This is a genomic window from Arachnia sp., assembly GCF_057238465.1.
The window spans coordinates 1-21,304 of sequence record NZ_DBHHFZ010000014.1; the positions used below are offsets into that span (position 1 = coordinate 1).

Here is a 21,304-nt window from a genome sequence, read left to right on the forward strand (position 1 = left end):
CGCAACCGCCTGACCGGGTTGGTGATGGCCGTCAAGAAGGACAAGGTGATGGCGGAGGTGCAGTTGCGATGCGGTCCCTTCGTCCTCACATCCCTGATGAGCACGGAGTCCGCGGATCGGCTCGGGCTGGCACCGGGAACGCTCGCCACGGCCGTGGTGAAGGCCACCACGGTGATCATCGAAACCCCGGAAGGACTCTCGTGAAGAAACTCGCCCTGGCTCTCGCGGGCCTGCTGGCCCTGACCGCCTGCGGCTCCCAGACCGCGTCCAATACCGAGCAGAGCGCAACACAACAGGCGGCGTCCTCCGCCGCACCGGGCGGCACCGACCAGACCAGCACGACCCTGACGATCTTCGCCGCGGCCTCCCTGAAGAACGTCTTCCCGAAGATCTACGAGGAGTTCAAGAAAACCCACCCGAACTACACCATCGAGTTCTCCTTCGGTGGTTCCTCGGAGCTGGCCACCCAGATCAACAACGGAGCCGAGGCCGACATCTTCGCCTCCGCCAACGAGAAGCAGATGAAGGTGGCCTCCGACGCCGGGAACGTCGATGCCGCAGGCACGAAGATCTTCGCCACCAACACCCTGACGCTGGTCACCCCTCCCAGTAACCCGGCGGGAATCACAAAACTGGAGGATGTCACCAAGGAGGGCGTGAAGCTGGTCGTGTGCGCCGAGCAGGTTCCCTGCGGCGCGGCCACCAAACAGCTCGCGGAGGCCACCGGTTTCACCTTCACCCCGGTCTCGGAGGAGCAGAAGGTCACCGACGTGCTGGCCAAGGTCACCTCGGGTGAGGCCGACGCGGGCCTGGTCTACGTCACCGATGCCGCGGGCGCGGGGGACAAGGTCAAGGTCGTCGAAACCCCCGAGGCGGACAAGATCGTCAACAAGTACCCGATCGCGGTGACGAAGTCCGCGCGCCAAGGAGCCCAGGCCTTCGTCGACTTCGTGCTCGGCGAACAGGGCCAGTCCATGCTGCAGGACGCCGGTTTCGGCGCACCCAGGTGACAACCCCCAGATGGGTGGTGCTGCCGGCGGCACTCGGCATGCTGCTGGTGGCGCTGCCCCTGGCCGGGTTGCTCAGCAGGGTGCCGTGGCCCGGTCTGTGGGAGCTGCTGACCTCGCAGTCGTCGCTGGCGGCGTTGCAGCTCAGCATCTTCACCGCGAGCATCAGCACCGTCTTCTGCATCGTCCTCGGCGCGCCGATGGCGCTGATCCTGGCGCGTCACGGGTTGCGCTGGCTGCGCCCCCTGGTCCTGTTGCCCCTGGTGCTGCCCCCCGTGGTCGGGGGTCTGGCGCTGCTGTTCACATTCGGGCGGATGGGGCTGATCGGGCAGCACCTGGAGGCCGCCGGCATCAGGATCGCCTTCAGCACCGTGGCCGTAATCCTGGCGCAGACCTTCGTTTCACTGCCCTTCCTGGTGATGGGCCTCGAGGGGGCGCTGCGCACCGCCGGGGACCGCTACGAGAGGGTGGCCGCCACCCTGGGGGCCTCCCCCACCCGGACCCTGTTCACGGTGACCCTGCCGCTGGTGTTCCCGGGGCTGCTGTCGGGGGCCGTGCTCAGTTTCGCCCGGGCGCTGGGGGAGTTCGGCGCCACCCTGACCTTCGCGGGCTCCCTGCAGGGCAGGACCCGGACCCTGCCGTTGGAGATCTACCTCCAGCGGGAGGCCGACCCGGATGCAGCCATCGCCCTGTCGCTGCTGCTGGTGATCTTCGCGGGGATCGTCATGGTGATCGCATACGGAAAGGGAAGGATCAGGTCGTGAAGGGACTGCACTGGGAAGGAACCCTCAATTCCCGCAACCACGAAACCGGCCTGGATGTGCCGCCGGGGCGGGTGCTCGCCGTGGTCGGCCCGAACGGGGCCGGGAAGTCGACGCTGCTGGATCTGCTGTGCGGGCTGCTGAAACCCGACCGCGGCCGCCTCGACATCGACGGCCAGGTCCTGGTCGACTCCCGCCGTTTCGTTCCCGCCCACCGGCGGCGCATCGGCCTGCTCGGGCAGCAGCCGCTGCTGTTCCCGCACCTCGACGTGCTGGGCAACGTCGCCTACGGACCCCGCGCCCAGAAACTCCGGCGCGACGAGGCCAGGACGTTGGCGCTGGAGATGCTGGAGCGCCTGGATGCCGCCGCTCTGGCCTCCCGCAGACCCGGAGAACTCTCCGGCGGCCAGGCGGCGCGGGTCGCGCTGGCCCGGGCGCTGGCCACCAGACCCCGCGCAATGCTGATCGACGAACCCTTCGCCGCCGTGGACGTCGAGTACACGCCCCGGCTGCGGGTGGCGGTCAAGGCGGCCCTCGCCGAGGTCGGCTGCCCCTGCATCATCGTCACCCACGACCCGGCCGACGTCGCGGCGCTGGCCGACGACATCGCGGTGCTGGAAAACGGCCGGATCGTGGAACACGGCCCGGCCACCGAGGTCATGGCCCGCCCGGAAAGCTCTTTCGGGAAGCTGCTTTTCGACCGGGACTGACCCGGGCGACCTCCTTGGCGCCGCCTGTTGACACCACCTGTTTTTCGTTCACCATGTGGTTGAGCCGGGCTGTGACTTCGTCACAGCCCGGCTCAACCAGCTTCCCGAGGGCAGCTTCCGGAGAAGCCGCGACGAGCCCCTACCGGGCAACGACCGTGAGCACCCCCTCCTCGTCCGTGTTCACCGCCACCTCCGTGTCGTAGACCCGGCTCAGGTTCTCCGAGGTGCAGACCTCGTGCGGGGTGCCCTGGGCAACCACCTCACCGGCGGCCATCAGCATCACCTCGTCGCAGAACCGGGTGGCCAGGTTGATGTCGTGCAGGACCACCAGGGCCAGCCGGGAGGACGGCTCCCCCGCCTCCGTGTCCTTTCCGTTCCGTTTCTCGGCGACCGTGGCCTCGGAACCGTGGACGTGTTTGCGGACGCTGCGCAGCACCCGGACCTGGTGTTTCAGGTCCAGGGCGCTGGTCGGTTCGTCGAGCAGCACCAGTTCGGGTCCGTGAACGAGGGTCTGCGCCAGGGAGATGAGCTGCCGTTGGCCTCCCGAGCACTCCCCCAGATAGGTGTTGGCGAGCCTGCCGATGCCCAGCGCATCAAGGGCCGCGTAGGCGCGTTCCACGTCCTTTTTCGGGACCCGCCACGCCGAGCCGCCACGCTGCGCCGAGACCAGCACCGATTCCATGGCGGTCAGGGCGATGTGCCCCGGGATCTCCTGGGGCATGTACCCGGTGACGTCCTGCAGGGCACGACCGCTGCGTTTCCCGTAGCTGACCGAACCGTGGCAGTGCTGGGCGCCCGCGATGGAGCGGACCAGCGTCGACTTCCCGCAGCCGTTGGGGCCGAGCAGCCCCGCGACTACGCCCTCCTTGATGGTCAGGTCGAGACCGGAGAGCACCGCGTGTTTTCCATAGCTCACGCTGATGGATTCAAGGTTGAGCATGAGTTCCGAACCTCTTCTCGTGAGCGTGGTCTAGTTGGAGATGGCGGAGGTGGTGCGCCGCCTGCCCAGGATGATCAGCACGAACACCGGGACACCGACGAGGGCCGTGAGGATGCCGACCGGGAGTACCACACCCGGCACCACGATCTGGGCCACCGCATGGGCGCTGGTGAGCACCAGAGCACCGCAGGCCATTGCCGTCGGCACGAAGAGTCGCTGGTCCTCCCCCACCAAGATGCGCGCCACGTGGGGACCGACCAGGCCCACGAAACCGATGATCCCGACGGAGCTGACGGTGAGCGCCGCGATCAAGGAGGCCCCCAGCAGGGTCCACATGCGGACGTTGTCGACCTTCACACCCATGGCCCGGGCCCGGGCCTCACCGAGCGAGAGCGCGGTGAGTTTCCACTGGTTGATCGAGAACAGCGGAATCACCACGACGAGGGAGACCAACACCATGGTGATGGAGAACCAGGTGGCACGTTCCAGCGAACCCATGGTCCAGAAAACCATCCGCTGGAGGGATTCCTGGGAGGCCCGGTACTGGAGCAGCATCAACAGCGCCTGGAACCCGAAGACCAGGGCGATACCCAGCAGGATGATGGTTTCGCGACCCGAACGCCGCAGCCGCGACACCAGCGCAATCACCCCGCTGGCGATCAGGGCCAGCGCCGCGGCGCCGATCGGCACGGAGGCCTCGGAGAAGACGGGGAAACTGATCCCGGTGGCTATCACGATGGCCGCACCGCAACCCGCAGCGGCGGAGACACCAAGGGTGTAGGGCTCCGCCAGGGGGTTGTCGAGAATGGTCTGCATCTGCGCACCGGCAAGGGCCAGTGCGGCACCTGCCACCACCGCCATGAGCGCGGGCGGGGTGCGCAGATCCATCACGACGGTACGGGTCCGCCCGGACACCTCGGAGGCCCAACCGGCATCGACCCCCAGCTGCTGCAGCCCCTCCGCGATCCCCCTGAGATAGGTGCTGGCGATGTCAGCGGCGCTGATGTCGAGCGGCCCCACCAGCATGGCGATCACGAACATGACCACCACGGACACGAGAATGCCGATGAGGATCAGCATGCGTTTGGTCTTGATCCGCCAGAACTCGGCGAGTGCTTCCTTCTGGGAACCACTCTCCGGCACCGCCGCTTCCGCTGAAGCGGCGGTGCTCTCCGAGACGGTCCCGACTGCCTCGGTGTCGGTCATGACAGCTTGGCGGCGAAGATACCCTCGGCCTTGAAGGGCATGAACTTGTCGTGGAACTCGCTCCAGGCGGCGTCCACATCGGGCACCCCGTCGACCTTGAGTCCCTGCCACTTGGCGAAGGCGATGTAGGCGAGGAAGTTGTACGGCGCGTCGTAGAGCTGGTGGTAGATGGCGTAGACCTGCTTGTCGCTGAACGCCTTCAGCTCGCTGTACCCGGTCTCGTTGGACAACTGCCCCAGGGTCTGGTTCGTTTCCTCAGGGGTGGCGTTGTAACCGAGTTTGACGTACTTGATGACCGTCTTCTCGCTGACCTTCTGCTTTTCCCAGTCGCCGCCCGTGGCGATGATGATTTCCGGCTGGGATGCGATCAGCTGCTCGGCAGTGACGGTGCCCGCGTCCCCATCGATCAGTTTGGTACCGAGGTTGTTGCCGCCGCTGGCGGTGACGATCTGGCCGAAGTTGGATTCCCCGAAGGTGCGGCCGGGTTCGGAGATGCCGGGGGAACGCCACACGAACACGCTCGGGCGATCCGCCTCGGCCTTGGCCTTGGCGGCCTCCAGGACCGGGTTGACCAGGGAGTCGTAGTAGGTGAGGAACTCGTCCGCCTTGTCGGAGACGCCGAAGACCTGGCCCAGCAGCCGGACGCTGGTGTGGGTGTTCTCCACCGGTTTCTTGCGGAAATCGGTCACCAGGTAGGGGACCTTGGCGGAATCCAGTTTCGCGTCGAACCCTGCCTGTTTGGCGGCCTCGTACTGTTCCAGGGTCATGAGGAACAGGTCGGGGTTGTGTTCGAGGAGGTTCTCCACGCTCAGGTCTCCCTTGGCGACGCTGCCGACGGTGGGCAGGTCTGCCGCCTTGGGCTGCACCTTCACCACGCGATCGTAGATGTCGGGTGCGGCGCTCTGGAGGTCGGTTCCCCAGGCCACGACCTTGTCCATCAGGTTGTCACGCTGGAGGAAGAGCAACGAGTAGGCCTGCCGGGACTCTCCCAGGATGATCTTGGAAGGAGCGGATTCCAGGGTGACGGTACGGTCCGCGACATCGGTGATGGTCAATGCGCCGCCGGCGGAACCCGAAGCGGAGGTCGCGGCCGGTTGGTTTCCGTTGCTGCACGCCGAGACGGCGGCCACCCCCAGCGCCCCCGCGGCTCCTGCCAGAAAAGTCCTGCGTTTCATATACATGCCTCCTGCCGCCAAGACGGCGCAATTGTGTTTGGTGATGTTGGTCAGATCGAACTGCCCGGGACGCCGATGGCGTCCTCTCAGAGTGAAAGCTAGGCAACCCTAAGAGCAGATCACCGGATTGCGCAACTCAAGCAGCACATCTTCTGAGACGCCGCCCGGGATGGAGATCTGTGTGGTAATGCGCTTCACGCACGTCTCGTTTCGCCGGCACCGCCCTGTTCCGCCACGGTGAACGGCCCCCGCCCGCAGCCCCTAAACTCATGGGACATGAAGCAGACCGAGAAGGCCGTGCCCAAGGACTGGATCACGCACCTCGGCGGGGCGAACCGCGAGCCCATCGGCTGGATCGCACCCCGCGGCGAGGGTTTCGTCGCCATCGACCTGCTCGGCCGGGAACGCAGCGAAACAGTGGACTGGCTCGAAGCGGAGGAGACCCTCGACGAGCTCGGCATCCGCTACCTGGCCGCCCCTTACGAACTCGCGACCGACTCGGGCACCTCGAAGGTCTACATCGCCGAGGCCACCCCGGATTTCGTGCGCGTCAAGGAGGATGACTTCAACGACATCAATTCCGACCAGACCTTCCACACCCTCCCGTTCCCTGTCCCGGAGGAGTTGCTGCGGGAACTTCCGGGGCGCTGAATCAGCCCCCGGAGAAGGGCGGCAGGACGTCGACCCCCCGCACCCCGGTCAGGTCGTGGTCGTCCGGCAGGCCCGCCCTGCCGTCGACCAGCGTGGAACCCGACTTGTGACAATTAGTGCGGTTGTTGTCGGTTGTCGCGGAGCTTGTTGAGGGCGTCTTGGGCGTCGTCGGGCAGGATGTCTTCAGCGGGATGGTGTGCTGGCCGGCTTGGATCTGAATGGTGCGGTAGCGGCACATCATGGTGACGAACTTCTTGGCGCTCCAGCCGGTGGCCTGTTCCAAGTGGCGAGGGCCGCGAACACGATGGCAAGGTGGGCCTGGTTGGATTCCTTGAGATGTTGGTAGATCGGCCTGGCGCGGAGGTCGTTCTTGGACATTCGAATCGACCCGAGCCTGCTGGTGGGCGATCAACCAGCTCCGCCGCGAGCATGCATCGGTCAGCGGCCTGGCGCAGCAGCTCGGGACGACGTGGAACACGGTGGGGACCTCGATCGAGCCGCTGCTGCAGGCGATGACCGACGACGAGGGGCGCTTCGCCGGCGTGAAACGGCTCGGTGTGGACGAGCACGTGTGGCACCACGTCAGCGAGTTCCCGATCGAGGACGGCGACTGTGGACCCAAGCAGCTGACCGGGATGGTCGACCTCACCCCGGATCCCGACACAGGCAGGCCGCAGGCGCGGCTGCTCGACCTGGTCCCCGGCCGGTCGGGCAAGACGTACAGCGACTGGCTCGAAGAACGCGGCGAGGACTTCAAGGACGGGGTCGAGGTCGCCGCGCTGGATCCGTTCCACGGCTACAACAACGCCATCGATGACCAACTCGAGGATGCGGTCGCTGTGCTCGACGCGTTCCATGTGGTCAAGCTCGGCACCCAGGCCGTCGACGAGGACCGCCGGCGTGTGCAGCAGGAGATCCACGGCCACCGTGGCCGCAAGAACGACCCGCTCTACGGCATCCGCACGATCCTGCGCTGTGGTCAGGAGAAGCTCACCGACCGGCAACGTGCCCGGCTGGACCGCGCGATCGCTGCCGACCAACGCCACGACGAGATCCTCGTCGCCTGGCTGTGCGCGCAGAAGCTGCGGTCGGCCTACAGGGCTAAGAGCCCAGCCCAGGGACGCCGCATCGCCGACGACCTCATCCGCTCGCTGCCGACGTGTCCGATCCCGGAGAGCAAGCGGCTGGGCAAGACGTTGAAGCAGTGGCGCGACGCGTTCCTGGCCTACTTCGACACCGGCCGCGCCAACAACGGCGGCACCGAGGCGATCAACGAACTCATCGAACTCCACCAACGCATCGCCCGCGGATCCCGCAACCGCTACCGTTCCGGCACGCAGTCCCCGGTCATCGGCGGCGGACTCACACCCCCACCTCAGGTAGGACAGAGTGGGGTAACTTGACCTCTGCTCGCTTGGGCTTTACTCCATTCGCATGCCAACTGCGGTCTGGGCGGCTGCATTAGCCTCCCGGATGCGGTCAGTGAGATCGGAGTAGAACTCATCGTAGGGGTCCTTGATTCCCCAGCCTCGGCCCAGGTTTTCGATGTATCCGCACCAGTGCCAGCCGATGATCCAAGGTTCGGCCATAACTCTGGCAAGACCTTGTGCATAGTCCTCGCCACGCTCAGCATGCGTCTGCATGTCGCTCGTGCGGTGCGGGTTCATCTCAGTGGGGACCCAGTTTCCGATATCGGCGATCACCACGGGTTTGCCCGTGATGTCATGCCACTGACGGAGGTCGGAGATCATCTTCGTGTACTCAGCCTCGGCCTTCCCAGTGAAGTACTGAACCGAGAGCACATCGACGAACGGCGCCATGGCGCGCAGAACAGTCTCGGGAATTCCCTTGTTGCCGTTGTAGCGGTCGCCGAGGATAAGGTGGTTTGGATCGTATCGGCGGATCGCTTCGGTCACGGTCTTGTAGTACTGCGTGGCCACCTCGAAGAGCTTCGCGTCGTGTTCTTCGGGCGACAGGCCTTCGAAGCCAGGCCAGAAACGACCAGAAGCGTGGGGCAGCCAGGCGGGAATATCAACCAAGAAATACCCGATCAGGTTCCGACTGTTCTTGTGGTCGGATGTCATGCGCCGTGCGATCCAGTCTGCATACTTTTGGAAATCTTCGCTGTATACGTCACGAAATGCCGGGTGACCGTTCCAGTCCTCGATTTCCTGCACCCGGATCTGCACCACGTAGGGCATGCCGGCGTCGAGCAGGAGCTCATCGGGCCAGGGCGACGAGTGGCCGAGGTCGATGGGATCCCCGAACCAGTCCAGAGCCTTGCCCCAGTCTCCGCTGACGTATTGGCAGGTCCATCCGATGGTGTTGAAATTGAGATCTTCAAGATCTCGGACAACACCCTTCGTCCAGTTCCTACGGGTGCCGTATTTCCGGTCGAATACGTCCACGTTGTGCGGATAGCGCAGGTCGCTGTCATCGAGGTGGTTCAGCGCAAGAGATACGAAGGGCTCACCAAACGGATCTACGAATGCCCAACCACCTGACTTGCTCTGTTGTACTCGAAAGCAGCCCGCATCCTCGGAAGCGTAGTTCTTTCCCACGACTGTTCTCCTTGCAGAGGGTTAGATATTGCTTGCCATGCGAAACATCAGCGCGAATCACGCGATGCCGTCAGTCTCCACGACCGAGGAAGTCGAGGTAGGCGGCCGCGAGACCTTCGGGATCCTCTTCCGCGAGCTGGTGCCCCCACGGAAGAATTACGGCGCTCACATCCTCGGCGAGCTCACGCATCTGCCGTTCGTTGTCTGCCCCAATGAAGTACTCACTGCCCACCGCAAGTACCGGCATCTTGAGTTTGGTCTTGGCAGCTTCCCGGTTCTGGTCAGCATCGTCCAGCGTTGCGCGATAGATCTCGCACATGCTTCGAATGCCGCCAGGCGCCGAGTAACAACGCACGTATTCATCCAGCGCATCCGGGGTGATTGCTTGAGGATTATGCGTCTCGTGCTTCATGAAATAGTTGAAGTACTCCCTCTCCCTGCCCGTGATGAGCATTTCAGGGAAATTCGGAACACTGTAGAAGTTGATATGCCAAAGCCAGACGTAAGTGCTGACGTTCTCTCGCGTGAGGAAAGAATAATCCTCAAGGCCAAACCCCGGAAGGATCATTTCCTGGAAAATCAGCTTCTTGACACGTTCCGGGTACTGCGCGGCCAGTTGATAGGCGGCGGCGGCGCCCCAATCCTCACCCGCAATGAGAAACTCTTCATACCCCAAATGGGTGGCCAGTTGCGCGATGTCCTCCGCCATGTTCTTCATATCGAAGCCGCCCGGTGGGCGCTCTGAGTCGCCAAGACCGCGGAGATCCGGCGCAATGACAGTGTAGTACGGCGTGAGGAGGGGAATCACTCGGCGCCAGTGATAGGAAGTCTTCGGCACCCCGTGCAGCAGGAACAGTGGTTCGCCTTCACCCGCCACGGAATAGTGGAGCCGTACTCCATTGACGAGTGCGCGGCCATGCTTAGCGGGAACTCCATTGTGGTCGGCAATGATCTCCATGAGCTATCTCCTTTGATAGTGTATTTACACGTTGCTTTTGCAACAGTGAGTCTTGATCAGAATAGTGCGGGCCCCTCCCTGGTGTCAAGTGGCGGAAGCAACGAGTAGGCGTTCGTATGCTTCGCGTGGGATGAGCTATCCCAAGGCTGCTCTGGGGCGTTCACCCAAGCTCTTCGGCGGCGGTTTCGAGGGGTCATTGCAACAGTGGGTGTGGAATGCTACACAGAAATGTCACAAGTCGGGTCACATCCATCGCGGCGCATGCCTCCGGGATCAGGATTCCTTTCTTGACCCTGGGCCAAGAGCGTTCATGGGTGACCCCAAGCATTTGAGCCCACCAAATACATTCAGGCCACCTTCAGTCTCTCCACGAATTTCTCGAACGTGGAGTGCTTTTTGGTGGCGAGCAGCCGGTAGGCCTCTCGGTAGCTGGTGGCCCCCTCCGGGTATCGGCGATCACCGCCCGGGCTGGTGTTCACCAGCCCGGGCGGACGCCGAGGGGTCAGCGTTGGCTGATGGAGAAGGCCTCCCCCAGTTTGGCCCGTGCCGACCGTTTGTCGGAAGCGGCCAGGAACTCCCGGGCGGCATCCAGCGTCGCGTCGACCACCAATCCAACCTTGCCTTCACGGCCCTCCGCGAAGGTCACGAGACGTTCGACGACCTCGGCCCGAGTACCGTGGATGTCGATGAGACTCGGGTCGGCGGTTCCGATCGAAACGATCTTGAGGTCGGCGTCGAATGCGAGGATCAGGCTGGTCCACAGGCTCTGATCGTGATGGACGGCGAGCACGGCGGTCGAATTGGGTTCGACCATTGCTTTGATGGCCGCCTCGACCTGCTCGTGGGTGGCTCCGAGGCGCCATTGGAGGCCAAGCGTCTCTCGCGCGGGCTGGGGATAGGTGACGATCGAGTCAGTGTAGTCGTCCAGGAGCGCGTAGGTCCGGTGGACGAACACGTCCAGGTCTTCGTCGGCGGTCCAGGCGTTCTGGAAGGCAGAGAAGTATTCGTCGGCCGCATCGCGCTCAAGGATGAGCACGAAATCGGTTCCCGCCGCGTTTGCCTCGTAGAGCGAACGGGCGGCCTCTGACAGGTCATCGACTCGTTGGGGGGCACCGATGACGGGTTGTCCCGTCGTGTGCACGCACTTGACGACCTCGCCCTTCTCAAGCATGACGATGAGGCGCTTGGCCTCCTTCGCGGATCGCAGAACCAGGTCCTGGGCGTTCCGCCACTGGTCGACATCGATATCGGCCATGAGAACATCACCGTGAAGCATAGTTGTCTCCTTTCAGGAAAGCCGGCAGTCGTAGATATGAATGGAATAGGGCGCCAGGGATGCCCTAATCGTCTCGTTGTCGGTGTGGCCTTCGGTTCCGGTCCAGAGCTCCTGGACCGAGGAGAGGCTGTGCCCGAGGGAGACACTCGCTTGAACCGTCCGGCCGGTCGGGTTCACGACGAACACGACCCGCCGAGCCGGATCCGTGTTGTCGACATGCACGATCACGTCGAGATCCAGGTCGTTCTTCAGCACCGCGGGGACCGCGGCGTCGGCACAGGCGCGGTGGATGGCCTGGGCGGCTTCGTCCTTCGTCGCGACGAGGACGATACCGCGGGCACCCGCGGCGATGGCGTCGGCCAGGATGGTGCAGGGTCGCATCAGGCTGTCGAAGCGAGGAGCCCGCGGACCCATAACGACCACACCACCAGCGGCGGCGTAGTCGACGAGCGACTGTTGCAGCGTGGCATCCAGGTAGTCGAGGGTGGTCAGGACGACCACCTTGTGCGCGCCCCAGCGCTTGGGATCGAGCGAGGTGTCCGAGAGCAAGAAGTCATGGTCACCGCTGTTCAGCGCCGTGTAGAAAGCCCCGAACCATTCCGACTTCTCCAGCTGGGGAGCCTTGTCGAAGCCGAGCGTATGCTCGCTGATCGTGAGCGGGCCGGCGTATTCGGAGAAGCCCGAGGGGGTCTCGAGGAAGTCGCCGGGGAAGGACACCAGGACGCTGGCGGCCTCCAGGCGGTCGTACTCACGGTTTGCCAGCAGCAGCACGGATGCGTCCCGGCGCAGATCGCCGAATCGCCCATCGAGTTGCATCCTGTTGGCCGCGCCAAACATCTCGGCGTGGTCCTCACGGACTCGGCCATCACGACGGATCGGCGAGTCGAGCCACCGGTCCCGCTCCACGAGCATGTAGCGGCTGAAGCCTTTGATGCCCTGGGCCAGGGCAGCCTTCGTGACGAATTCCTCGTCGTAGAGGGTTCCCGGATGCAAATACCATGGCCACACTCCGGCGATGAACTCCGGGATGTACGGGTAGCGGCTGGTGCCCACCACATAGCTGCCCACGGTCTTTACGTGGGAATAGAGCTCCTTGCGGGAGTAGATGTCAAACCCGACGAAATCGAGCTTCTCCTCCAGCTTGGCGATGTTGAACGGCGTGGTGAACCCCGAGGCTGCGCCGCCAGGGCCGAGGGGGTGCGGGTAGTTGTGGAACAGGGCGATGGTGTCAAGGCCACGTTCCCTCATCATGTCCGCAAGACGCGCCATGGAATCGATCAGGTAGTTCTCCCGGTACTCGATCCAGTCCGCGTAGCGGGGAATCTCGGACGCTTTGGTGGCCTCGAAACGGCGGGGAGCGTCCACCTCGTCCATCGTCGCCGCAGTTGTCCCGTGAGCCTCGTTGATCGTCTCCAGTGAGCCGTACTTGCTGGACAGGAATGCCCGGTAGTTGCGCAGCGACGCATCGCTGAAGTCGGCGGCATAGGCGTTGATGCAGAAGAAGTAAGCCATCTCGTTGTCGACCTGCGCTGCCACGATGCCTCCCTTCGGGTGGGCGTGGCGTGCCAGGATCTCGCAGATGGCGTCGTACCAGAGCGCTGTCTCATCGAAGAACTCGTCCTCGGCGTAGTTGAGCGCCGGGATGGGTTTGGGCACCTGGGTGAGCACCGTCCGCGCACCCTTGGCGTTGCGGGCCTGCAGCCGTTCATTCTCCAGGATTCGTTTGGGGTAGCCGAACCAGGTCAGTTCGGAGTTGATCTGGGGGCCGGGGCGGACGATGATCGCGAAGCCCTTGCTCTCGCACAGGGTCAGGAACGCATCGATGTCCTTGTTCCCCGAGAAGTCGAATTCGCCCTTCGACACCTCGTGGATCTCCCACGGGATGTAGATGGAGATCATGTTGAACCCCATCGACTTGACGGACTCCAGGATCGAGTCCCATTTGTTCCGGTCGAGCCGCCAATAGTGGACGGCGCCGCCATACAGATTGCGCTGCTCACCGTTGATGAGGAATCGGCCCCCATCCACCGTGATGTCGCGCCCATGGGTCTTACTCATGTCACTTCCTTTCGTTGATGTTGGTTACTTCTGGCGTGCCAGCGCGACGGCCAGCACGATGATGATTCCGCGGATAATCTGCTGCTGGCTGGTATCGAGCCCAGCCAGGATCAGGCCGTAGTTGATGGTGGCCATCAGCAGGGCACCAAAGAACGTGCCGATTACCGAACCACGTCCGCCCGACAGCGCCGTTCCGCCCAGGATGACGGCCGCGATGGCATTCATCTCGTCGCCTTGGCCCCACTGGAAACGCCCGGACTGTAGGCGGCCGGCGTAGAGCATGCCTGCCAGGGCGGCCCCGACCGAGCAGATCAGCATGACGCGGAAGCGAATCCAGCGCGTCTTGATGCCCGAATACTCCGCCGCTACCTTATTGGCCCCCGTGGCGAGCACCTGACGGCCGAAGCGCATCTTCTTCAAGACAACCGATCCAATGACGACCACCACCAGCATCCAGACGATGAGTACCGGGATGGGCCCGATGGAACTGCCGCCGAACGCATTGTTGTAGGTCATGTCCAGGATGGGTTGGGGCGCGGACGCCGTGATCCACTGGGCGATGCCGAAGGCGATCCCCATCATGGCGAGCGTCACCAGGAAGGAGGGGATCTTAGCGAAAGCCACCAGGGCACCGTTGATGGCTCCGATCGTCACGCCCACGAGCAGACCGGCGAGGATGCCCAGCACAAGCCCGAACTGAGACAGGGCCATCGCCGTCAGCACCGAGGCCAGACCAGCGACAGACCCCACGGAAAGATCGATCTCGGCTGCCGCTATGACATAGGTCATTCCCACAGCAATGACGGTGACGATCGCGGTCTGTCGCAAAATGTTCATCAGGCTCGTCGTTGAGATGAAGCCCTGGTCGCGCAGAAGGATCGAGAACACGATGACCACGGCCACGAACCCGACGTAGATGATGTCGCGCCGCCAGTCGAAAGTGATCCTCCGGCGCACGGTGGTTGGGGTTTTCCCCAGTGCCTTGTCGGTCGTGCTCATGATGACACTCCTTGGACTTCGAGTTCGAGGGCCTGCTCGTCCGTGATCGACGAGCGGTCCAGTTCGCGGACTATGGTGGAATCGCGCATGAGCAGCAGCCGATCGCTCATAGCGAGCAGTTCGGGATACTCCGACGAGATGACGAGAACGGCCATGCCCTGGTCGGCATACGACCTGACGGTGGCGATAATTTCGGCTTTGGTCCCGATATCGACCCCCGCCGTGGGCTCGTCCATGATCAGGACGCGGGGCGTGCGGCTGATCCATTTGGCGATGACGATCTTCTGCTGGTTTCCACCGGACAGGAGACGCGCGGAGGCGTCGGGGTCGGCGACCTTGATGGCGAAGTCGTCGATGAGGGTATTGGCCAACTCGGAGGCCGCCTTATCGTCCACAAATGGCCCCGCACGGAGATCGCCGAGATGTGGCAACACCAGGTTCCCGGCCACGGAATGGTCGAGGATGAGGCCCTGCAATCGCCGGTCTTCCGGAATGAGGCAGATCCCATGGCGGAGGGCATCTGCGGGCGATGCGAGCGACACCACGCGTCCATCGACCGAGAGCGTGCCCGCAGTGATCCGATCTACGCCATAGAGGGCCCGGGCGAGTTCGCTTCGGCCTGACCCCATCAACCCGGCGAGCCCGACCACCTGACCGGCTCGAAGAACGAGATCGACATCGTGGATGCCGCTGGCGCTGGCGAGACCAGCGGCTTGCAGAACCACAGGTCCATCGGTGTCGGATTGTTCGGCAATGGCCGCGAGCTCCACTTCTTTGCCAACGATGCCCTCGACGATCTGGGCTGGCGTGATGTCGGTCAAGCGCCGAGTCAGAAGCCTCTTTCCGTTGCGCAGGATGGTGATCCGATCAGCGATCGTGTACACCTCTTCCATGCGGTGGGAAATGTAGATGACGGCGATTCCCTGGTCCTTGAGCCGACCGATCAGGTCGAACAGGGCTTGCGCCTCGTGCCTCGCCAGGGACGCCGTCGGCTCGTCCATGATGAGAACCCGGGCGTCCTCCGACAGTGCCTTGGCGATCTCGGTCAGTTGCCAGTACGCGGTGCTGAGCGTCCCGAGCGATTGCTCCGGATCGACGGGGATCTGCATCCGCTCGAAAATCTCCCGAGCACGTTCGACCATCGCCCGGTCGTCGATCAGGCCGGCTTTGCGAGGTTCGGCGTTCAGGAAAATGTTCTGCGCCACCGTCAGCGTGGACACCAAGCTGAACTCCTGGAAGACCATGCCGATTCCAGCCTTCTTGGCGTCGTGAATGGACGCGAAAGAGACAGCGCGCCCGGCGACATCGATGGTTCCCGCGTCAAGGCTGTAGACCCCCTGGAGGATCTTCATGAGCGTGGACTTCCCAGCGCCATTGCCCCCTGCGAGCGCGTGTACTTCGCCGGGAAGCACCTCGAAGTCGACATCATCAAGCACCTGCACCCCGTCGAATGCCTTGTGGATGCCGGCCATGCGGACGATTGGGGCCCGCGCGGCAGCTGCGGGGTCTCCGTGCCCGGGGGCGCCCACCCCAGTTGCATGGCTGCTCATTTCACGTAGGCCTTCTGAAGGTCCGCAGGAGCTTCGACGTTGTACACCTGCTTCCACGCTTCCAGCACATTGGAGTGGTCAACCGGGAGGGCACTCAGCGCCACGTAGGCTGGCGCCTTCTTGCCCAGCAGCGCACCGCCCGCGATGTTGGCCTCAGCGACCCCTTGCTGATATGGCTGCTGAGCGCCCAAACCCACGACGAGCTGATTCTGGGCCAACGCGATCGCGGCATTGGTCCCCAGATCCTCGGTGGCGATCTTCAGGTTGGTTCGCCCGGCCGACCTGGCCGCCGCCATGACACCCTCGGCAGGCACATCCCAGACAGCCCACACGCCCACGAGGTCGGGGTTCTGGCTGAGCATGGCGTCGGTCACCTTCTGGGCATCACCGGCGAAATCGGGACCGGCGATTCCCTGGGCCTTGACGATCTCCATGCCGGGATAGTCCTTGGCGATTGTCTCCGTGAAGCCCTGATAGCGCTGTTTGGTGACGAAGAAGTCGGCCTCGTGATAGATGACACCGATCTTCCCCGCGCCGCCGAGGGACTTAGCGAGCAGGTGGGCAGAAACCACACCGTTGCCGTAGTTGTCGGCAGAGACGACCGACTCATAGTCCTCGCCCGCCACGAGTCCGTTGGGGACGTTGTCCATGAAGACGAGCTTCACTCCGGCTTCCGCTGCCCGCTTATAGGCCGAAGCCGTGGCCACGGGGTCGGTCGGGATGGAGACGATGATGTCGGGATCCTTCGCTAGCACGGTCTCGATGTTCGACACCTGCTGACCCGGGTTGAAGTTGGCATCGGTAACGGCAACCACTTCGATGCCCAACCGCGCAAACTCTGCTTTCAACCCATTCACCTGGGCAGTCGCCCAGTCATTGCCCGCGTAGTGCATCACGATGGCTGCCGTAGCCCCCTTGGCCTTGACCTGAGCGACCTCGGCATCGGAAAGCATCACCGCATCTCGTGTTGACGGCTCCTCGCCGTGGGGCCCCTTGCTGAGAACTTTGCCCTGGATCTCTTTCAGCGCCGCGTCTGCCTTGCTCGACACAGCCGCATCGTTGTTACTGGTCGTTGCGCTGTCACTCGTGCATGCCGTCAATGACAGGCTCAACGTTAGGGCGACTGCCGTCAGCCGGGCAGCAAGCTTCCTGTTCATGTTCCTCCTTGAATCTTGATCGAGAAGCGCCCGTGTGAACGTTCGCATGCCTAGAGTGTGAACGTTCGCATGGGGTTCTGTCAAGAGCAATGTCCTCTGCTAAGAACGTCGCGCCGTTAAGCTGGGGCGATGCTTGTATCCATGCCCCCCAAACGGCCGGGCCTTCGCGACGTAGCCAAGATCGCTGGCTGCTCCTACCAGACGGTCTCGCGTGTCGTGAATGACGACGCCCGGGTCAGCGAGGAGACCCGTGAGCGGGTCCTCGCGGCGATCGAGGCCGTCGGATACAGACGCAATGCGGCAGCCCGCGCTCTGGTGACATCGCGCCCGGGAGCGATCGGCGTTGTCAGCGACGGGTCGTGGCGCTATGGCCCCATGGGTGCCCTCTACGGGGTCGAGGAAGCCGCACGCAACGCCGGCTACTCGGTGCTTCTCACCGTTCAGGAGCGCGACGCCTTCAAGTCCCTTGAAGCCACTTTGCACCAGTTCGCCGACGCCTTCGTCGACGGCATCGTCGTCATCGCCCCTCTCCAGGCCGAGGCGAAGACGACACGCAAGGTCGCGGCGTCCTTCAGCTGGGCAAGCGGCCTGCCGGTGGTCATGCTGACGCCGGACCCTCGGCCCACCCCTGGCATCCGAGTCGTAACCGAAGACCAGAAACTCGGGGCCCGACTCGCCACCCGCCACCTGGTGCGACTCGGCCACCAGCACATCGTTCACCTGGCGGGCGACCAGAAATGGTTGGACGGTAGCGTCCGGCTAGAGGGCTGGCGGGAGGAGTTGCTGAGCACTGGGCTCCCGGTCCCGGAGCCTATTTTCGGCAATTGGACGGGCCAGAGCGGTTATCACGCGGGCGTTCGGATGATCAAGGAGGGCCTGCCCGATGCTGTCTTCGCGGCCTCTGACCTCATGGCCCTGGGCATGATGCGAGCGTTCAACGAAGCTGGCGTTCGAGTTCCCGAGGACGTCAGCGTCGTGGGCTTCGACGACCACGAATTCGCCCGTCAGTTTTCCCCCCCACTCACAACGGTGCGCCAGGATTTCAAAGCGCTAGGCCTCCGGTGCCTCGAAGTCCTCCTCAGCGGCAGTGACGACACCCACCTGAGAGAACCCATCCGCCCACGCCTCCTTGTCCGGCTGAGCACCTGCCGCAAAGCGCGGCCATAGCCCCGAACCGGTCACACCAGGCAGCCTGTGGGTAGCGCCACCGGCGGCTTCCTCGTCTGCAACAGACTCACCCGAGCCCGGGGCGCTGGCGACCTCGCGAGTACCCCCTCTCGTCCGCCCGGTCACCCCGTAGTTCCGGGTATGGGCCGTGGGGGCGGTCGCCGGGTCTCGGGTGAAGCGTCCCGGGTTTCGTGCCGGTCCTTATCTTAGGTGGGAAACCTGGGACGTTTCATGTAGGGCGACATCCCACACCCCAGAAGAACCAGCACTAGTGCGCACCAACACGATCAACACCTCTGGCCAGACCCACATCAACACCACAAACAGCCAGCAGTGTCACAAATCGGGAATCAGCCCCCGGCGAAGGGCGGCAGGACGTCGACCCCCCGCACCCCGGTCAGGTCGTGGTCGTCCGGCAGGCCCGCCCTGCCGTCGACCAGCGTGGAACAGCGCCCCAGCACCGCCCCGAACTCCTCGCCGTGACGGGCCACGAGAATGTCCTTCAACTCACCGAGGGTGGCGGCCTCAACCTCCTCGGTGCCGGTCCCGGCGGCGGCCTCCGCGGCCGCGAACAGCCGAACGAGGATCATTTCCCCTCCTTCTCCGGCGGCAGGGGCGCCGAGGTGGCGGCGTCCTCCACCACCCGGCGCAGGTAGTCGAGGTCGCGTCCCGGGGTGGCCCCGGCAGCCAACCCCCACAGGTGAGCGCTCACGGGGGCCATGGGACGCGCCCCCGCGTGGGCGATCTCGCGGCTGAGCTCCAGCACCCCGTGAATGTCCACGCGTGCCGGGTCGATCTCCAGGGCCGAGCAGGCCCGGTCCACGAACTCCTGCCACCCGGTTTCGTCCTGACTCATCTTTTCCCTCCAGAACTCGTTCCAGTGGGCGTGATCCACCCAAGTGTCCACGTCACGCCCGTCGTCGCCGGCATCGGGCAGCAGCCCCAGCCGCATGCCCGCCAGCAGCCCGCGAACCGATCGGTTCCGCGGGTCGCCGTAGGCCCGGGCCACCGCCCGCAGCCGCGCGGTGCGGTGGATTCCCAGCAGCCACTGCGGGTTTCCCTCCGCCGAGGCCAGGCAGTAGCCGTCCAGGTCGTCGCCCCGCGTGGTCGCGGCGAGCAGCCGGGGCACGGCCGCCTGCACACCGGGCAGGTCGCAGGCCAGCACCACCGTCCATTCCGCGGGCCGTTCAACGGCCTCCAGACCGGCGACGATCCCGGCGGCCGGCCCGGTTCCCGGCGGGTCCTCGACGGTGGACAAGACCCCGTCGGGCACCGCCACCGGGCCGACCACCACCGTCGTGCGGGCGCGCCTGACCGCCTCGAGCACCACGTCGAGCAGTCGCCTGCCGCCGACGACCAGGTCGGCCTTGGACACCCCACCGAGCCGCGAACCGCGGCCACCCGCCAGGATGATCGCGTCGAACTCAGGCATCGCGCCGCCAGCTGCCCGACCGGCCGCCCTCCTTGGCGAGCAGCTTCACCTCGCGGATGTGGGCGTTCCTGTCGAGGCCCTTGACCATGTCGATCAGCGCCAGCGCGGCGACGGATGCGGCGGTGAGGGCCTCCATCTCGACGCCGGTGCGGTCGGCGGTGCGCACCGTGGCGACCACCTCGACGCTCTCCGGGCCGAGGGTCAGGTCAACCGTGGCGCCGTGCACCCCGATCACGTGGGCCAGCGGCAGCAGTTCCGGGGTTCGTTTCGCCGCCGCGATCCCGGCGATCCGCGCCACCGCGAGCACGTCGCCCTTCGGCATCTCCCCGGATGCGATGCGCCGCAGGATCTCCGGGTCACAGACCACCGTCGCGGAGGCGGTGGCGGCGCGTTTCGTCGGTTGTTTGTCGGTGACGTCGACCATGCGGGCCTGGCCGGCGGAATCGAGGTGGGTGAACTTCACAGGTACCTCCGGAAAGAGACGAGATCGCCGGGCCGGACGTTGTCCGTCGGTTCGTCAAGCAGAGCCAGGCCGTCCGCCCGAGCGGCGGCCGAGACCAGGTGCGAGGCCGAGATTCCCTCGTGGGCGGGCACCACGACCAGGCGCCCCGCCTCGTCGGTTTCGACGATGACCGGCACCACCTGGCGACGCCCCCTGGGGGCGGGCCAGGGACGCCCGGTGATGGCCCGCAGCCAGGGCCGCGGGGCGCGGCCCAGCATCGCGTCGATCAGCGGCTCCACGAACAGTTCGCAGCTGACCATCGTGGACAGCGGATTGCCGGGCAACGCCACCAGCGGCACCTCCCGCTCCCCCGCCCGCCACAGCGCCCAGCCCTGCGGTTTCCCGGGTTGCATGACGACGTGGACGAAACGGGACCGCACCGCGGCGGAGGAACCGATCTCCCCGCCCAGCACCTGCCGCACCACGTCGTGGTCGCCGACGGAAACCCCGCCGCTCAGCACCACCAGATCCGCCCCTGCCGCCGCAGCGTCCAGCCCGGCGGCGAAACTTCCCGGCTCGTCGGAAAGGACCGGGGCCGCGACCACCTCGGCACCCATCCTGGTCAGCTGCCCGGCCATGAAGGTGCCGTTCGACTCGTAGATCTGGCCCCGGGCCAGCACCGCACCTGCGGGGCGCAGCTCATCGCCCGTCGCGATGACGGCGACGCGGGGTCGCCGCACCACCGTCACCTCCCCCCGCCCGCAGGCGGCCGCTACCCCGAGGGCCCGCGGCCCCAGCCGCAGCCCGGCCGACAACACCTCGGCACCGGCGGAAAAATCCTCCCCCGCCGCCCTGACGTGGTTCTTGACGCCCGGTTCCCCGACGATCCGGACGATCCCCCCGGATTCCTCGGTCAGTTCGACGGGCACCACCGCCTCGGCCCGCGACGGCAGGGGCGCACCCGTCATGATCCGCACACACTCGCCGGGACCCATCGCCGGGTCCAGCGGTGAACCCGCGGCGACCACCCCGACGACCCTCAGCTCAGCGCCCCGGTGCCGGTCGGTCTCGTGGACCGCGAAACCGTCCATGGCGGAGTTCGCGAACACCGGAACGGCCGCGGCCGCGGTCACCGGAGCCGCCAGAACCCTCCCGTCCGCCCGCCCCAGGGGCACGGTCTCGACATCCGTGATCCGCGTCACGAGCCCGAGCAGTTCGTCCCGGTACTCCTCGATGCTCAGCCTGTCTCGCATG

General features: G+C 65.0%; 23 protein-coding genes. 7 read left to right on the top strand and 16 right to left on the bottom strand.

Annotated features, from left to right (window positions below):
* The 4 genes from ACO6D6_RS13160 to ACO6D6_RS13175 form a co-directional block, all read left to right on the top strand.
* Positions 1–204: TOBE domain-containing protein (locus ACO6D6_RS13160; RefSeq protein ID WP_484785701.1), on the top strand; the 204-nt coding region annotated here is incomplete at its 5' end.
* Positions 201–1,010, top strand: a complete 810-nt coding sequence (gene modA / locus ACO6D6_RS13165; RefSeq protein ID WP_484785702.1) for a molybdate ABC transporter substrate-binding protein — start codon at positions 201–203, stop codon at positions 1,008–1,010. The genes ACO6D6_RS13160 and modA, both read left to right, overlap by 4 nt.
* Positions 1,007–1,771 carry an ABC transporter permease gene (locus tag ACO6D6_RS13170; protein ID WP_484785703.1) on the top strand — a complete coding sequence of 255 codons (765 nt, stop codon included), beginning with the start codon at positions 1,007–1,009 and terminating at the stop codon, positions 1,769–1,771. Before modA ends, ACO6D6_RS13170 begins: the two co-directional genes overlap by 4 nt.
* The gene (locus tag ACO6D6_RS13175) at positions 1,768–2,478 is read left to right on the top strand and encodes an ATP-binding cassette domain-containing protein (RefSeq protein WP_484785704.1); all 711 of its coding nucleotides are present in this window, start codon (positions 1,768–1,770) and stop codon (positions 2,476–2,478) included. Before ACO6D6_RS13170 ends, ACO6D6_RS13175 begins: the two co-directional genes overlap by 4 nt.
* 139 nt (positions 2,479–2,617) lie before the next feature.
* On the opposite strand, the gene ACO6D6_RS13180 is transcribed toward ACO6D6_RS13175, so the two are convergent.
* The 3 genes from ACO6D6_RS13180 to ACO6D6_RS13190 are packed head-to-tail and all read right to left on the bottom strand — an operon-like array spanning position 2,618 to position 5,799.
* On the bottom strand, positions 2,618–3,418 hold the full coding sequence (locus tag ACO6D6_RS13180; protein WP_484785705.1) for an ABC transporter ATP-binding protein: 801 nt from the start codon (positions 3,416–3,418) through the stop codon (positions 2,618–2,620).
* 30 nt (positions 3,419–3,448) lie between these two features.
* Positions 3,449–4,624, bottom strand: a complete 1,176-nt coding sequence (locus ACO6D6_RS13185; RefSeq protein WP_484785706.1) for a FecCD family ABC transporter permease — start codon at positions 4,622–4,624, stop codon at positions 3,449–3,451.
* Positions 4,621–5,799 (bottom strand): ABC transporter substrate-binding protein, encoded by a 1,179-nt coding sequence (locus ACO6D6_RS13190; protein ID WP_484785707.1) that lies wholly within the window; start codon positions 5,797–5,799, stop codon positions 4,621–4,623. The genes ACO6D6_RS13185 and ACO6D6_RS13190 overlap by 4 nt, the downstream gene beginning before the upstream one ends.
* A 276-nt stretch (positions 5,800–6,075) precedes the next feature.
* Here ACO6D6_RS13190 and ACO6D6_RS13195 point away from each other — a divergent pair, with 276 nt between their 5' ends.
* Entirely contained in the window at positions 6,076–6,450 is a 375-nt protein-coding gene (locus ACO6D6_RS13195; RefSeq protein ID WP_484785708.1) for a hypothetical protein, read from the top strand.
* Between the two features lies 1 nt (position 6,451).
* Here the strand turns inward: ACO6D6_RS13195 and ACO6D6_RS13200 are convergent, their stop codons facing one another.
* Complete coding sequence (locus ACO6D6_RS13200; RefSeq protein ID WP_484785709.1) at positions 6,452–6,733, bottom strand: hypothetical protein; 282 nt, start codon at positions 6,731–6,733, stop codon at positions 6,452–6,454.
* Positions 6,734–6,857: 124 nt separating this feature from the next.
* On the opposite strand from ACO6D6_RS13200, the gene ACO6D6_RS13205 reads away from it, so the two are divergent.
* The gene (locus tag ACO6D6_RS13205) at positions 6,858–7,853 is read left to right on the top strand and encodes an ISL3 family transposase (protein WP_484785765.1); all 996 of its coding nucleotides are present in this window, start codon (positions 6,858–6,860) and stop codon (positions 7,851–7,853) included.
* An 18-nt stretch (positions 7,854–7,871) separates the two neighbouring features.
* Here the strand turns inward: ACO6D6_RS13205 and ACO6D6_RS13210 are convergent, their stop codons facing one another.
* From ACO6D6_RS13210 to ACO6D6_RS13245, 8 genes are all read right to left on the bottom strand, one after another.
* Positions 7,872–9,011, bottom strand: coding sequence for a glycoside hydrolase 5 family protein (locus ACO6D6_RS13210; RefSeq protein ID WP_484785710.1), 1,140 nt, complete (start codon positions 9,009–9,011; stop codon positions 7,872–7,874).
* Positions 9,012–9,081: 70 nt separating this feature from the next.
* Positions 9,082–9,969: an alpha/beta fold hydrolase gene (locus ACO6D6_RS13215; RefSeq protein WP_014845895.1), complete on the bottom strand. Its 888-nt coding sequence runs from the start codon at positions 9,967–9,969 to the stop codon at positions 9,082–9,084.
* Positions 9,970–10,316: 347 nt separating this feature from the next.
* The gene (locus tag ACO6D6_RS13220; RefSeq protein ID WP_484785711.1) at positions 10,317–10,448 is read right to left on the bottom strand and encodes a hypothetical protein; all 132 of its coding nucleotides are present in this window, start codon (positions 10,446–10,448) and stop codon (positions 10,317–10,319) included.
* Between the two features lie 23 nt (positions 10,449–10,471).
* Positions 10,472–11,245 carry a hypothetical protein gene (locus tag ACO6D6_RS13225; protein WP_484785712.1) on the bottom strand — a complete coding sequence of 258 codons (774 nt, stop codon included), beginning with the start codon at positions 11,243–11,245 and terminating at the stop codon, positions 10,472–10,474.
* Between the two features lie 12 nt (positions 11,246–11,257).
* Positions 11,258–13,303: a beta-galactosidase gene (locus ACO6D6_RS13230; RefSeq protein ID WP_484785713.1), complete on the bottom strand. Its 2,046-nt coding sequence runs from the start codon at positions 13,301–13,303 to the stop codon at positions 11,258–11,260.
* A 24-nt stretch (positions 13,304–13,327) separates the two neighbouring features.
* On the bottom strand, positions 13,328–14,302 hold the full coding sequence (locus ACO6D6_RS13235; protein WP_484785714.1) for an ABC transporter permease: 975 nt from the start codon (positions 14,300–14,302) through the stop codon (positions 13,328–13,330).
* A complete protein-coding gene (locus tag ACO6D6_RS13240) occupies positions 14,299–15,774 on the bottom strand; it encodes a sugar ABC transporter ATP-binding protein (RefSeq protein ID WP_484785715.1) in 1,476 nt (491 codons plus the stop codon). Before ACO6D6_RS13240 ends, ACO6D6_RS13235 begins: the two co-directional genes overlap by 4 nt.
* Positions 15,775–15,848: 74 nt before the next feature.
* Positions 15,849–17,009, bottom strand: a complete 1,161-nt coding sequence (locus tag ACO6D6_RS13245; RefSeq protein WP_484785716.1) for a substrate-binding domain-containing protein — start codon at positions 17,007–17,009, stop codon at positions 15,849–15,851.
* Between the two features lie 141 nt (positions 17,010–17,150).
* On the opposite strand from ACO6D6_RS13245, the gene ACO6D6_RS13250 reads away from it, so the two are divergent.
* Positions 17,151–18,176, top strand: a complete 1,026-nt coding sequence (locus ACO6D6_RS13250; RefSeq protein ID WP_484785717.1) for a LacI family DNA-binding transcriptional regulator — start codon at positions 17,151–17,153, stop codon at positions 18,174–18,176.
* A gap of 350 nt (positions 18,177–18,526) precedes the next feature.
* On the opposite strand, the gene ACO6D6_RS13255 is transcribed toward ACO6D6_RS13250, so the two are convergent.
* From ACO6D6_RS13255 to ACO6D6_RS13270, 4 genes are read right to left on the bottom strand one after another with little or no spacing between them, the layout of a single operon-like run.
* Positions 18,527–18,766: a MoaD/ThiS family protein gene (locus ACO6D6_RS13255; protein WP_484785718.1), complete on the bottom strand. Its 240-nt coding sequence runs from the start codon at positions 18,764–18,766 to the stop codon at positions 18,527–18,529.
* A complete protein-coding gene (locus ACO6D6_RS13260) occupies positions 18,763–19,608 on the bottom strand; it encodes an NTP transferase domain-containing protein (protein WP_484785719.1) in 846 nt (281 codons plus the stop codon). Before ACO6D6_RS13260 ends, ACO6D6_RS13255 begins: the two co-directional genes overlap by 4 nt.
* The gene (gene moaC, locus ACO6D6_RS13265) at positions 19,601–20,071 is read right to left on the bottom strand and encodes a cyclic pyranopterin monophosphate synthase MoaC (RefSeq protein WP_484785720.1); all 471 of its coding nucleotides are present in this window, start codon (positions 20,069–20,071) and stop codon (positions 19,601–19,603) included. The genes ACO6D6_RS13260 and moaC overlap by 8 nt, the downstream gene beginning before the upstream one ends.
* Positions 20,068–21,303, bottom strand: a complete 1,236-nt coding sequence (locus tag ACO6D6_RS13270) for a molybdopterin molybdotransferase MoeA (protein ID WP_484785721.1) — start codon at positions 21,301–21,303, stop codon at positions 20,068–20,070. The genes moaC and ACO6D6_RS13270 overlap by 4 nt, the downstream gene beginning before the upstream one ends.
* Position 21,304 lies beyond the last annotated feature (1 nt).

Bases quoted from the DNA above. Each gene is read 5' to 3' on its own strand.
- ACO6D6_RS13235 (WP_484785714.1), bottom strand. From the start codon at position 14,302: ATGAGCACGACCGACAAGGCACTGGGGAAAACCCCAACCACCGTGCGC.
- ACO6D6_RS13240 (WP_484785715.1), bottom strand. From the start codon at position 15,774: ATGGCCGGCATCCACAAGGCATTCGACGGGGTGCAGGTGCTTGATGAT.
- ACO6D6_RS13215 (WP_014845895.1), bottom strand. From the start codon at position 9,969: ATGGAGATCATTGCCGACCACAATGGAGTTCCCGCTAAGCATGGCCGC.
- ACO6D6_RS13190 (WP_484785707.1), bottom strand. From the start codon at position 5,799: ATGAAACGCAGGACTTTTCTGGCAGGAGCCGCGGGGGCGCTGGGGGTG.
- ACO6D6_RS13180 (WP_484785705.1), bottom strand. From the start codon at position 3,418: ATGCTCAACCTTGAATCCATCAGCGTGAGCTATGGAAAACACGCGGTG.
- ACO6D6_RS13245 (WP_484785716.1), bottom strand. From the start codon at position 17,009: ATGAACAGGAAGCTTGCTGCCCGGCTGACGGCAGTCGCCCTAACGTTG.
- ACO6D6_RS13250 (WP_484785717.1), top strand. From the start codon at position 17,151: ATGCCCCCCAAACGGCCGGGCCTTCGCGACGTAGCCAAGATCGCTGGC.
- ACO6D6_RS13260 (WP_484785719.1), bottom strand. From the start codon at position 19,608: ATGCCTGAGTTCGACGCGATCATCCTGGCGGGTGGCCGCGGTTCGCGG.
- ACO6D6_RS13225 (WP_484785712.1), bottom strand. From the start codon at position 11,245: ATGCTTCACGGTGATGTTCTCATGGCCGATATCGATGTCGACCAGTGG.
- ACO6D6_RS13255 (WP_484785718.1), bottom strand. From the start codon at position 18,766: ATGATCCTCGTTCGGCTGTTCGCGGCCGCGGAGGCCGCCGCCGGGACC.
- ACO6D6_RS13230 (WP_484785713.1), bottom strand. From the start codon at position 13,303: ATGAGTAAGACCCATGGGCGCGACATCACGGTGGATGGGGGCCGATTC.
- ACO6D6_RS13195 (WP_484785708.1), top strand. From the start codon at position 6,076: ATGAAGCAGACCGAGAAGGCCGTGCCCAAGGACTGGATCACGCACCTC.
- ACO6D6_RS13270 (WP_484785721.1), bottom strand. From the start codon at position 21,303: ATGCGAGACAGGCTGAGCATCGAGGAGTACCGGGACGAACTGCTCGGG.
- ACO6D6_RS13185 (WP_484785706.1), bottom strand. From the start codon at position 4,624: ATGACCGACACCGAGGCAGTCGGGACCGTCTCGGAGAGCACCGCCGCT.